The 13,006-nt window shown below is 49.9% G+C and carries 11 protein-coding genes; 2 read left to right on the forward strand and 9 right to left on the reverse strand.

Annotated features, from left to right (window positions below; genetic code table 11):
- Window positions 1–207: 207 nt before the first annotated feature.
- A complete protein-coding gene (locus DWZ76_RS12610; RefSeq protein WP_106999734.1) occupies window positions 208–1,797 on the reverse strand; it encodes a peptide chain release factor 3 in 1,590 nt (529 codons plus the stop codon).
- A 309-nt stretch (window positions 1,798–2,106) separates the two neighbouring features.
- On the opposite strand from DWZ76_RS12610, the gene DWZ76_RS12615 reads away from it, so the two are divergent.
- Window positions 2,107–2,880, forward strand: a complete 774-nt coding sequence (locus tag DWZ76_RS12615; protein WP_106999733.1) for a type III pantothenate kinase — start codon at window positions 2,107–2,109, stop codon at window positions 2,878–2,880.
- A gap of 119 nt (window positions 2,881–2,999) precedes the next feature.
- Here DWZ76_RS12615 and DWZ76_RS12620 read toward each other — a convergent pair whose 3' ends face one another.
- Together DWZ76_RS12620 and sigG are read right to left on the reverse strand one after the other, a co-directional pair.
- Window positions 3,000–3,788 (reverse strand): SseB family protein, encoded by a 789-nt coding sequence (locus tag DWZ76_RS12620; RefSeq protein WP_106999732.1) that lies wholly within the window; start codon window positions 3,786–3,788, stop codon window positions 3,000–3,002.
- A gap of 451 nt (window positions 3,789–4,239) precedes the next feature.
- Entirely contained in the window at window positions 4,240–5,016 is a 777-nt protein-coding gene (gene sigG, locus DWZ76_RS12630) for an RNA polymerase sporulation sigma factor SigG (RefSeq protein WP_106999731.1), read from the reverse strand.
- Window positions 5,017–5,258: 242 nt separating this feature from the next.
- Between sigG and DWZ76_RS12635 the strand changes: the two genes are divergently transcribed.
- On the forward strand, window positions 5,259–6,326 hold the full coding sequence (locus DWZ76_RS12635; RefSeq protein WP_022360223.1) for an acyltransferase family protein: 1,068 nt from the start codon (window positions 5,259–5,261) through the stop codon (window positions 6,324–6,326).
- On the opposite strand, the gene sigE is transcribed toward DWZ76_RS12635, so the two are convergent.
- From sigE to DWZ76_RS12665, 6 genes are all read right to left on the reverse strand, one after another.
- Window positions 6,280–7,038, reverse strand: coding sequence for an RNA polymerase sporulation sigma factor SigE (gene sigE / locus DWZ76_RS12640; protein WP_106999729.1), 759 nt, complete (start codon window positions 7,036–7,038; stop codon window positions 6,280–6,282). The genes DWZ76_RS12635 and sigE overlap by 47 nt on opposite strands.
- A gap of 53 nt (window positions 7,039–7,091) precedes the next feature.
- A complete protein-coding gene (locus DWZ76_RS12645) occupies window positions 7,092–7,880 on the reverse strand; it encodes a sigma-E processing peptidase SpoIIGA (RefSeq protein ID WP_182431329.1) in 789 nt (262 codons plus the stop codon).
- 337 nt (window positions 7,881–8,217) lie between these two features.
- Window positions 8,218–9,444 (reverse strand): cell division protein FtsZ, encoded by a 1,227-nt coding sequence (gene ftsZ, locus DWZ76_RS12650; RefSeq protein WP_022360220.1) that lies wholly within the window; start codon window positions 9,442–9,444, stop codon window positions 8,218–8,220.
- Window positions 9,445–9,644: 200 nt separating this feature from the next.
- Complete coding sequence (locus DWZ76_RS12655; RefSeq protein ID WP_242995691.1) at window positions 9,645–10,418, reverse strand: cell division protein FtsQ; 774 nt, start codon at window positions 10,416–10,418, stop codon at window positions 9,645–9,647.
- A complete protein-coding gene (murA, locus tag DWZ76_RS12660) occupies window positions 10,390–11,673 on the reverse strand; it encodes a UDP-N-acetylglucosamine 1-carboxyvinyltransferase (protein WP_118293738.1) in 1,284 nt (427 codons plus the stop codon). The genes DWZ76_RS12655 and murA overlap by 29 nt, the downstream gene beginning before the upstream one ends.
- A 106-nt stretch (window positions 11,674–11,779) precedes the next feature.
- On the reverse strand, window positions 11,780–12,934 hold the full coding sequence (locus tag DWZ76_RS12665; RefSeq protein ID WP_117795227.1) for a putative peptidoglycan glycosyltransferase FtsW: 1,155 nt from the start codon (window positions 12,932–12,934) through the stop codon (window positions 11,780–11,782).
- Window positions 12,935–13,006: the final 72 nt, after the last annotated feature.

Genomic DNA, 13,006 nt, shown 5'->3' on the forward strand with positions numbered 1-13,006 from the left:
ATGCCCAGGTGGGACGATGGGGACTCTCTCTTGTTTCACCATGCCCAGTGGTGCGATAGGGACTCTCTCTTGTTTTACCATGCCCAGAGGTGCAAAACCTGCGGTTTCGCACCCCTGTCCGGCTGCGCCGTATAGCAGAAATCCCCCTTTCAGCGCCTGAAAAATAAATTTTCCATTCGCTGAAACGGTGCTTTCCGCTACATGGCTTTAGTTACGCCCAAACTCGCTTAACTTAAGCTTCGGATTCCGCTCTTCCACCATTCCCACACTCCAGCTGTTGACAAACAGAAGCAGTGGATTGTCTTTGAGGTCTTTGATCCGCTTCATATCCGAAGTTCCCTGAATCTTGGCAACGTCGATTTCGTCAGCGTTTTCTACCCAGCGGATGTACTCGTATGGAAGCTTTTCCAGCTTGACTTCTACATTGTACTCATTTTCCAGACGGTAGGTCAGTACCTCGAACTGGAGGACGCCGACTACGCCGACGATGATCTCTTCCATACCTGTGTTGAACTCCTGGAAGATCTGGATCGCACCTTCCTGGGCGATCTGGCTGATGCCCTTGATGAACTGCTTGCGCTTCATCGTGTCCATCTGGCGCACGCGTGCAAAATGTTCCGGTGCGAACGTAGGAATGCCTTCAAATTCTACCTTTTCACCTGTACAGAGTGTATCACCGATCGAGAAAATACCCGGATCGAATACACCGATGATATCGCCCGCATATGCCTCCTCGACGATCTTTCGATCCTGCGCCATCATCTGCTGTGGCTGGGAGAGACGGATCTTGCGTCCGCCCTGCACATGCGTTACTTCCATGCCTGCCTCAAATTTGCCGGAACAGATACGCATAAATGCGATACGGTCGCGGTGCGCCTTGTTCATATTTGCCTGAATCTTGAAGACAAACGCGCTGAAATTCGGAGAGAACGGATCCACCATGCCGGTTGTCGTATTTCTCGGCAGCGGCGAGGTTGTCATTTTCAGGAAATGCTCCAGGAATGTCTCTACACCAAAGTTTGTCAGCGCCGAACCAAAGAATACCGGGGATAAATTTCCTCGGCTGACACGCTCCATATCCAGCTCATCGCATGCGCCGTCCAGAAGCTCGATATCATCCATCAGCTGCCGATGGTAGTCTGGACCGATGATGGAGTTAACCTCATCGCCCTCTAACGAGAACTCCTGAGATGCGACCTCCTTCTGTCCGCCCATTGCTGCTGTGAAAGTTGTGATCTTCTTTGTGGCACGGTCATACACGCCCTTAAAATTCTTACCGCAGCCGATCGGCCAGTTGACCGGACAGGTACGGATACCGAGCACGCTCTCGATCTCATCCATCAACTCAAACGGATCGCGCGCCTCGCGGTCCATCTTGTTGATAAAGGTAAAAATCGGGATGTGGCGCATAACGCAAACCTTGAAAAGCTTGATCGTCTGCGCCTCGACACCCTTAGAACCATCGATGACCATGACCGCCGAATCGGCTGCCATCAGAGTACGGTAGGTATCCTCCGAGAAATCCTGATGTCCCGGTGTATCCAGGATATTGATGCAAAATCCCTCATAATTAAACTGTAATACGGAAGAGGTAACCGAAATACCTCTCTCCTTCTCTATCTCCATCCAGTCAGAAACCGCGTGCTTGGCCGCTTTTCTTCCCTTGACCGTACCAGCCAGGTTGATCGCGCCTCCGTAGAGAAGAAACTTCTCCGTCAGGGTTGTCTTACCAGCATCCGGGTGGGAAATAATGGCGAATGTACGCCGTTTTTTGATCTGCTCCGCTATATTTTCCAAAAAAATCTTCCTCCAAACTTACTACCATTCTTCAACTTTGTCTAAACGTATTTATTCTATATTATTTTAAACGAATACGCAAGTCCAAGTTACGGTTCACTCACGCGCGATCGGTAACAGATCTTAAAAACATTTTTCATCTTCTTCTTGATCCTTTTCTTTAAAAAACATATAATCATACTATTAACGTGGATATATAATAAATAGTAACAGTTGAACATATGAAACCGTTGCGATAACTATACAATCAACATTTTATAAGAGATGTTGATTATTGTAGAGATGCAGGAGATATAAAGGAGTTATTTTATGATTCTAGCTATCGACGTTGGAAACACCAACATTATTATCGGCGTGATCGACGCAAAAAAAACGTATTTTGTAGAACGCATCACGACCACCATCGGAAAACCGAATCTGGAATATGCCGTGGCGCTGAAAAGTATTCTTGAAATTTACCATATCGCCCCAGATCAGCTTGATGGTGCGATCGTCTCCTCGGTCGTTCCGCCGCTTAACCGGACGATTCTTGCCGCCATCCGTAAAATAACGGGACTAAACGCAATGCTGGTCGGTTCCGGCATGAAAACCGGCTTAAACATCCTGATGGACAACCCGAAATCCGTCGGCAGCGATATGATCGTAAACGCAGTCGGTGCCCTTGCAGAGCATGAACCGCCAATCATCATCATCGAAATGGGAACCGCTACGACCATGTCTGTCATCGACAAAAACGGACGCTATGTCGGCGGCGCGATCCTGCCGGGACTTCGCGTTTCCCTCGACAGCATGAGCGCCAGCACTGCCCAGCTGCCGCGCATCAGCCTCGATACGCCGCGCCGTGTCATTGGCAAAAATACCATAGACTGCATGAGAAGCGGCGTCATATTTGGCAATGCCGCGATGATCGACGGTATGCTGGATCGCATCGAGGAAGAACTCGGAGAGAAAACTTCCATCATCGCCACCGGCGGCATCTCCAAGATTGTCCTGCCGCTCTGTTCGCATACGATCACGTATGATGGGGCGCTGTTGATGAAGGGATTACTACATTTATATGAAAAAAACAGAAGAACCGAATAATCAAAAAGGCTGTCTCTCGGCAGATGTATCTATATGATACATTCTGATGGGAGACAGCCTTTTTATCACAGTTTATTATGCTGACATCTATTCATTACCGGTCACGGTCACAGCAGCATTTATTTTACAACCTTCAGCTTCATATTCTCTTTCTCAATCCGATCCAGCTTCTCGCCGTCCAGACGGAGTGCAAATCCAAACGGATTTACCACGATTCCATTCACGTAATCCAGATATTTTTTCAGATCGCGGAAGCGGACTTCCATTGCTCCAAACTGATGTTTACGGTCAAATTTGCCAAATTCTACTAAATCCGTAAATGCCGGGTAATAGCGTACACCCTTTCCGGTGGTCAGAACCGGTACTGCCGTCGTCTTCTGCGGGTCAGCAACCGGAACCAGCAGACGCGCACCGTAAAGCTCTTTGCACATCAGATCCTGCATCTGTGGGAATGCCTGGTGCTGTACCAGTGCCTGATAGAACTGATTTGCAGAACGGACCAGGGACGGGTTCATCACGATCTCGGATGTATCCTTTGGTTTCTCGATGATGCTGAACAGCGACATGGACATATGATTTTCCTGTCCCTTGTCGATCACAACTGCCTCAAAACCGCTGCGGTAGAGGTCGTTGAAAAAGGAAATACGCTGTAATGGGCGGATCTCCAGTACCTTCGTCTCTACACCGACCATCTCCAGCCCTTTCACGAACTCATCTGCATACTCGCGGCTGGTGTAAAGGAAAGCAGCCGCCTTGCCGTTCTCTGCACCCAGGAAGAAGTTTTTCGTCGCATGGACAGTCACAACAAACAGTCCCGGCTCTCTCTGAAGCAGCTCCAGAACCTCTCCCATCACTTTTTTATCTGCTTTATCCTGATGTTCTTTCATCAGCTTACGTAATTTCTCCATTTGAATTCCTCCGGCTCTTTTTAATGTACTCTCGGAATCTTTCTGTGCTTGATTTTGTGAGATGATTTTTTGTCAGCTGTGCCCAAATTTCTGAGGCGTACGCGGTGCGTACGTTGATGAAATTCGGGTACGGCTGGCGGAAAATCAGCCACAAAAGCGAGTGCAGAAAAGACTCCGAGAGTACATTTTATCATGCGCGAGGCTCAATCCGCCTGCGCCTGTCTTTTCTACTCTGTCTGCTGTCCATGACTGCCTGAGTGTCGCATCGCCAAGCTGCCTTTATCACTATATCAGATGGAATACTCCGCTCAACCCCAGTTCAGATAACAGTCATCTGCTTGATTTTCAGATTCTTTTTGCAGACTATATCTCCTATATTTTAACACAGAGCCGCCAAACAATCAATCAGAAGAATCTCACACAATCCCTATAACACAATCCCTATCAACATTCAGCTCAAATAATGCTTCATGCTTTTTAACGCACTCTTCTCCAGCCGTGACACCTGCGCCTGCGAAATATGGATTTCTTCGGCAACCTCTGTCTGGGTCTTTCCCTCAAAAAAGCGCATATCAATAATGCGGCGTTCCCGGTCCGGCAGGCGCTGCATCGCCTCCCCCAGCGACAGATCCTCGACCCAATGTTCCTCTGAATTTTTCTTGTCACTGAGCTGATCCATCACGTAGAGCGGATCGCCGCCGTCCGTATAGACCGGTTCGTACAGGCTGACCGGGCTCTGGATAGCATCGAGCGCATACGCAATCTCCTCTTTGCTGACTCCCAATTCTTTGGCAATCTCGCAGAGTGTCGGCTCCTTTGACTGCTTTTTCAGCAGATTTTCACGGGTATAGATCGCTTTGTATGCCGTATCGCGGAGCGACCGGCTGACCCGGATTGAATTGTTATCCCTCAAATACCGTTTCACCTCCCCCAGGATCATCGGAACCGCATACGTCGAAAAACGGACATTCTGGGTAATATCAAAATTATCAATCGCCTTGATGAGGCCGATACAGCCAATCTGGAACAGATCGTCCACATTTTCCCGGCTGCCCGAAAAGCGCTGTATTACACTGAGCACCAGCCGCAGATTCCCCTTGATATACTGTTCTCTTGCCTCCCGATCGCCCTTTAGAATCCGGCGAAACAGTTCTTCTTTCTCCTCATTACTTAAAAGAGGCAGCTTGGATGTATTGACCCCGCAGATTTCCACTTTATAGACCGGCATTTCCATTCCCTCCGTATGATGGACGATCAACGCAAACGGTTGAATCGTTTTGATTTTTGTTTTGTCACCTATACATTAGAATGGACAATTCAAAGCTCATTTATACCCGGACAAATGAGAACCGTTTTCACTCATTCCAATTTCTTGCCTTTTCTGCCGTTCCATAGTAAAATATATTTTCAGGGGTTTTACGATCAATATTATTTATAGAAAATAGAATTCAACCACAAGGAGATCCATTCATGAACACACAAAAAAAAGCCCGTTCCCTCTACTGGGATATCGTAAAGGGATGGGGCATTATTGCGATCGTGCTGGGGCATACCGGATATTTCGCCGGTGCGTTCGTCTATCTGTTCCACCTGGCGCTGTTTTTCTTTATCACAGGCTATTTTTATAATGAAACGAAATACGGGGATACGCCGTTTCTCTACTTCGGCTCCCGTCTCGCCGGTGCATGGCCCAGGTATATGTTCTACACGCTGTTTTTTGTCCTGCTCCACAACTTTTTTGTGACGCACAGGCTCTATGCGGGACAGGAACTTTACAACCATACCAGAATGCTTACGGCATGGATGAGCAGTCTTTCCTTCAACTCACCGGAACAGGTTCAGGGTGCCCTCTGGTTTCTGCCGGTCTGGCTGGTGTCCTCCGGACTCTTTGCCGGATGCGTCTGGTTTGGACGCGCAGCTGCCCGCTTTACCCGGAAAGATAATGTCAAGCTTCCTGTATGTGCATTTGCATGCATCCTGATTGGCCTTGCCGGTGTCTTCTTAAATATGAGAAGCTGCCCGCTCCCTTACAATCTGCAGGCGGCGCTGCTCGTTGTTCCGGTCTATCTCATCGCCTGGCTGATGCAGCAGTTTTTCTCCAATTTCCGCCACTATACGGTCTGGTACGGCTGCCTGATAAGCGCCCTGCTTCTGCACCTGACGAACACAAAGCTTCACATTTTCATCGATCTGGCAAGCATGCACATTCCGGGCGTCTTATTTTATCCGATCTCCATCATTGGAATTTACTTCGTTCTTTCGCTCTCCGACCTGTCCGAGCGCATCAGACCGCTGGCAAAGGTCCTTGCCTTTTTAGGACGCCATTCCTTTGACATTATGGCGATTCATTTCACGCTGTTCAAGCTGATCGATTTTGCCTATGCCCGCTTCATTTTGAAGGAAATACCGGAAACGCTCTCCAACTTCCCGGTCTCCTTCCGCTATGAAATGGGTCCGTTTTACATCCTGATCGGTCTGTTTCTTCCAGCACTTATCGGCTGGTGTATAGACCGCATTGCTGCGAAATTTCTTTCTTGAGGCGTTTCATAATCTTCTTTTCCAGCCTCGATATGTATGACTGCGAGATACCCAGAAGGTCGGCAACCTCCTTCTGGGTCATTTCATCTTCCTGCTCTCTCCCCAGACCAAAGCGCAGCTTCACGATTTTCTGTTCCCGCGGATTCAGGCGGTCGATCGCCGCATTCAACAGTTTCCGCTCTGTCTCATCCTCCAGATCCCGGTAAATAATATCCTCATCCGTTCCCAAAATATCCGACAGAAGCAATTCATTTCCATCCCAGTCCACATTCAACGGCTCATCGATCGAAACCTCGAGCTTCGTCTTATTATTTCTCCGGAGATACATCAGAATCTCATTTTCAATACAACGGGATGCATAGGTCGCCAGCTTAATATTTTTATCCACGTCAAACGTGTTGATCGCCTTGATGAGACCGATCGTCCCGATCGAAATCAGATCTTCCACGCCCACGCTGGTGTTGTCAAACTTTCTTGCTATGTAGACCACCAGGCGCAGGTTGTGTTCGATCAGCGCCGAACGCGCCTCTTTATCCTCACTGGTTCCAAATTTTCTTAAAACCTCCGCCTCCCGCACACTGTCAAACGGTGCCGGAAGGATATCGGTTCCCCCGATATAATGAACTTCCCCGTCCCGGTGCATCAGAAATGACCGGAACGACGGCATCATTTTTAAACGAAACTGACCTGGAACTGAAACTTTTATAAACATACGCTTTCCCCCTTATGTTGTTCGCTATGGTTCGATTGTCTGCATGGTTTTCTTCACAACCAATATTTTTCATTGAGCAGCATCTGATACTCGCCCTTCTGCGACAGCGCCTCCTGTGAAATGGCAATCCACGGCTTCTCAATCACCCGCATACCGCCCTGACCGGACACTTCCATCCGCTCCGCCTGATATGCCGGAATCACGCCGCCGCCCTTTCCGACACTCCGAAATGGGATGTATTGGACACCGTCCTCCCAGGAAAAAAATCTCTCTGCCGCACACGCATCCAGCACCTGCACCGGACGCCCCGAAAGCGGCATCGTCAGATGGTTGCCTGTGTCGAGAATCGCCTGCACATGCCGCTCCCTGCCTTTGTTAAAAAGCGTTACCGCGTACTGGTGTTCCAGCTTCATACACCGCTGCATACCAAACCGCCACACCGCAGATGGAATCAGAAAACTGCCCCCCGCGGTAAACAGCCAGAACAGAAGATTCGCCCGTATTCCAAGCGGCTGAACCAGTTCCATGCAGCCAGCCGCCAGCATAGATGCTATGTAAAGCCCGATCGCAGCTTCTGCCGCCTCCGACTTCCTACGGATGGAAAATGCCGTCCATGCCATCAGCACGCTCATCGTGGCGCTTAGGAGCATCCGCCCGGCATATCCCAGCGGAACCGGAGCTAACACCATTCCTAACGCATACACGGCTCCCAGAAGACTCCCTGCCAACCGCCCATACCGGCGTTCCGGCAGACGCAGGCAATTCTTCACCACCGACAGAAGCAGGAAATCCGCTGCCAGATTTTGCAGCAGGATGACATCCGCATACACACGATAGGTCACTGTCTCTTCCCACCTTTCTGTCCGACACGGGATATTATAAGAAAAAAGTTCCGCAAAATTTGTCAAACCGAGGGTGCAAAACGCCTGTTTTGATCGCCAAAAATCGGGGGAAAAACGTAAAATTTGAATAGATTCGACATAAGTCGAAGGTCTGAATCGACGATAAAAAAGAATGTGCCTTTTTGTGTAATAGGGGATTCCAAGGAATTTCCTATTACACAAAAAAACACGCATCAGAAATTTTTACTTCTAATGCGTGTCTCTTCCAAAAACAACTGCTTCTGTATATATTTTGTATTTTTGCTAAAGCAAGAGCAGTTCATCTCTCACTCTTATATTATTTCTTATTTCTCAGAAAATCCGGAATATTGATCTGTGTTTCCTGGCGCATCGGGCGGAACGGCTGTGCCGGTGCCGACTGCGGTGCTTCCTTCGGAGCGACTGGCTGTGCCGGTGCTGCTGCAGATGGTGCACGGAAGGTCGGTGCCTTGTAGGTCGGCTGCGCTGCCGCTGCAGTCTGTGCTGCCGGCTGAGCGTATGTATTGCCAGTCGTCTTTGCCTTGAACGGAGTCTTGAACTCAGTCATCGCTTTTGCGACCGGTGTGTTCACACCGTGGGAATCCAGTCCAGTCGCAATAACAGTGATCGTCGCCTCATCCTGTGCATTCTCATCGTACATCGCACCGAAGATGATATTGGCATCGTCGCCTGCAAGCTCCTGTACATAGCTGGCTGCGTCATTTGCCTCGATCAGGCTGATATCGCCGGAAATATTGATGATAACGTGGCTTGCACCCTCGATGGTTGTCTCAAGCAGCGGGCTGGATACAGCCTGCTTAACAGCCTCAAGTGCTTTGTCATCACCCTTCGCATGACCGATACCGATATGAGCGATACCCTTGTCCACCATAACGGTCTGAACATCTGCAAAGTCAAGATTGATAAGACCCGGAACATTGATCAGGTCGGTAATACCCTGTACTGCCTGCTGAAGAACCTCATCTGCTTTCTTCAGTGCATCCGGCATCGTGGTACGGCGGTCTACGATCTCAAGAAGTTTATCATTCGGGATAACGATCAGAGTATCGACAGCTGCTTTCAGTTTTTCGATACCATTGAGCGCATTGCTCATACGGGTCTTTGCCTCGAAACGGAACGGCTTTGTGACAACGCCGACCGTCAGGATGCCCATATCTTTTGCGATACGTGCAATAACCGGAGCTGCACCTGTACCGGTACCGCCGCCCATACCTGCGGTAACGAATACCATATCTGCACCCTTGAGAGCCTGTGCCAGCTCTTCCTGGCTTTCCTCAGCTGCTTTCTCACCGATCTCCGGCTTTGCGCCTGCACCAAGTCCCTTGGTCAGCTTCTCACCAATCTGCATAGCTGTGGACGCCTTGCAGAACTGCAGTGCCTGCTTATCTGTATTGATACCGATAAATTCTACACCGGCAATATCTTCATCGATCATACGGTTGACAGCGTTGTTACCGGCTCCGCCGACACCTACTACTATAATTCTGGCAGAGTTCTCTGCTTCATTTATCTTTATCTCTAACAAGATACTTCCTCCTTCATTTTCCCATCTGTTCCGGTTTTATCATCTTTATACTAAAATTAGGGTCTTTTAAATCTAGCCTACCTAATACTATATTTGATTTTCAGCAAAAAATCAATCGTTTCTTTTATAAATTTTCAATAAACCAGTCACAATGTTACTGTTCACACATACGTGCCAGTAACGGATTATGCCGATTCTTCCTAGTTTTTATCAAACCGGTACATCGGATTTGCATTCGATTCATCGTAGCTGTCCAGATAGAGGGTTCCGGACAGATCCGGATAATCCCGCAGAATATCCGTCAGCTCCGAAAGTTTCCCGTTCATCTCACTGTTGCTTCCCAGCTCAACCTTCAAGCTCCTGATTTGAAGCGTCGCTTCCTTTTCCTTATTAAAACGGATCTCGTCCACCGCAACCTCGTTGACCGACAGTACCTGCGTCAGGTTCAGAATCTCGTTGAAAACGCTGATATCCTCGACCGGCAGCGGCTGATGCAGCACGATATGTCCAAAGGAAAGTCCGGCAATCTTCGGCACACCCGGCAATGTCTCGCTTGTGCTCTCCACAATGATGCCGTCCTTGTCAAAATACATCCGGCTGTTCATGTAGGAAACGTAACCAACCACACTCTTCTCGTAGACGATCACCTCCACGTCCGACGGGCTGCGGAACACCAGCTTGTAATCCTGCACGAACGGAATTGACTTGTGCGGCCGGAAGCGGTACTGCATATAGCAGAACACCGGATTCCGGCTCAGCCGCGAATCGAAAATAGACGCCTCTATCTGCTCTGCCGTATATTGCCGGTTTCCACTGACATGGATTGTATTAATCTGAAGCAGCGACAGACCGACAAAAAACGCGGCTGCCACAAGAAGTGCTGCCGCCGTGATCCAGATATGTTTTTTTCCACGGCGGCGCCATACCTTTTCCTCTGTCTTTTTTTCAATCTGTATCTTCTCTATCTCCATCATCCTCCCGGCGCCGGATCTCTGCTCCTAATGCCCGCAAGTCCCGGCAAATATCTTCATATCCCCGCTCAATATGTTCACATTCTGATACTCTGGTCCATCCGTCCGCCCCCAGGGCTGCCACCGTCAGGGCTGCGCCGCCCCGCAGATCGCGGGCACGCACCAAAGCTCCCCGCAAGGTTTCCACTCCGTCAATCCGGGCAATGTTCCCGCTACATTCGATGTTCGCCCCCATTTTTTGAAGCTCCGCCGCTGTGCCAAACCGGTTTTCAAATACCGTCTCCCGCAGCATACTGGTTCCATCTGCCCGTGACAGCGCCGCCATCAAAAACGGCTGCAGATCGGTCGGAAACGCCGGATACGGTCCGGTTTTCACCGATACCGCCCGCAGGCGCTGTCCGCTGTGTACATATATAAGTTCCGGTTCCTGATAAAGCGAAACGCCCATATGCTCCAGCACCCCGGTCAATGCACGCAGCTCCTGTGTCTGCACGCCGTCCACGATCACCTCACCGCTGCAGGACGCAGCGGCAAGAAGATAGGTCCCGGCTACGATCCGGTCGCCGCCGATCACAAACCGGCTGTCATGAAGCGGCAATCCGCCTTCTATGATCAGCGCATCCGTCCCGATCCCCCGGATCGATGCCCCCATACCATTTAGGAAATGGCACAGCTGTCCAATCTCCGGTTCCCGCGCGCATCCCCGCAGAACCGTCCGCCCCACCGCTGCCACAGCGGCAAACAGGGCATTTTCCACCGCGCCGACACTCGGGAACGGAAAAATAATCTCTGCCCCGCGAAGTCCCGTTGTCTGTGCATGCAGGAAGCCGTCCGACTCCGGTTCCTGTATTTCCGCGCCCAGCGCACGGAGTGCCCGCAAATGCCAGTCGATTGGACGTTTTCCGATCATACATCCGCCGGGGCTGTAGACACCCGCCTCGCAAAAGCGTCCCAGGAGCGCTCCCAAAAGCATAATGGACGAGCGCATTTTCCCCATCGCTTTCTGCTCGATCCGCCAGCCATTCATCTTCGAAGTATCGATTTCCAGACGGTTTCCGTGCAACGCACACCGGCATCCCAGAGAATCAAGAATCCCCATCATACAGAACACATCCTGTATTCTGGGGACATTTTCAAGCACGGTAATTCCGCGGTTTAACACTGACGCCGCCATCATCGGCAAAACTGCATTTTTCGACCCCTGCACCGTGAGTCCGCCCTGAATCCGGCACGGTCCGTGAATCTCGATGAAAGCCAAACAATCCCCTCCCACCGGCATCTATGTATTATTATATGCCAACGAGAGAAAATGGTTCTCATTTTCTATATTTCCCGAAGTAAATATGTAACTCCGCCAAATATTCCTACTGCTCCAGCTTAATCTGGTTCGAGACGCTTAACACCATCCCCATCTCCAGCATCAGGAACATGACGGACGTACCTCCGTAACTGATAAACGGCAGCGTAACACCCGTGTTCGGGATCGTATTCGTAACAACCGCGATATTTAAGATAACCTGAATCGCGATGTGTGCCATCACGCCGATCACGATCATCGCACCCATCAGATCCGGTGCATTTCCAGCAATTACCATGAAGCGGTAAATCATAAACATGAAAATCAGAATGACCGAAATCGCGCCAAACAGACCTAATTCCTCACAGATAATCGAAAAAATCATATCATTCTGCGCCTCCGGCACGAAACCGAGCTTCTGGAGACTCTCGCCCAGTCCCTTTCCAAACAGACCGCCGGAACCGATCGCGTACAGACCCTGGAGCACCTGATAACCGCCGGAACGTGCATACTGCACCGGGTTGACCCAGACATTGATTCGTCCCAGCTGATAATCCTTCAGGATATGGAGCTTTACCAGCAAATGCCCTATATAGGGGGCGACCGCCAGAAGTCCAACGCCGCCTCCGATGCAGAGAAAAAACGGCCATTTGATCTTGCACGCCACAAACAGCATCACAAACACGATGCCGCAGATGATGATACCAGAACTTAAGTTGTTCGCCGTAACTAAAAGTGCCAGCGGCGCCGACAGCGCCACGATAAATCCGACTGCCCGCAGCTGGTTGATCCGCACGCCCAGATTGGCAATCAGAACCGCCAGAAGCAGAATCAGGGAAATCTTGACAATCTCGGTCGGCTGGAACTGGAGCGGTCCCAGGCGCAGCCAGCGCTTCTTACCATGCGATGCCACGCCCAGAGGTGTAAAACGCGTCAGAAGCAGCGTCACATATGAAACGATATATCCCAGCATCGCAAACCGCGCAAACCAGTGATAATCTATCTTGGAGACGATATACATCGCAACAAAGCTGACACCCGCGATGCCCGCCTGACGAAGCATAAAATATCCCGGATTGCCGTAATCAAGCTGCGCCTTATAGGAGCTCGCGCTGTAAATCATGATCAGTCCGAATACCGTCAGGAAAATGATGGTAAACAGCAGACTGTAATCATAAAACCGATGTGGTTTTTTCTTTTTAATTTTTCCCGGTTCCGGCATACTTCCACTCCCCTGCTTTTTGTTGTTACAGTTTCGAAATTCTGCCTGTAAACGGCAGTTTTTCCTTCAAAT

It is taken from the genome of Clostridium sp. AF35-15, from assembly GCF_003477745.1.
Taxonomy (GTDB): domain Bacteria; phylum Bacillota; class Clostridia; order Lachnospirales; family Lachnospiraceae; genus Otoolea; species Otoolea fessa.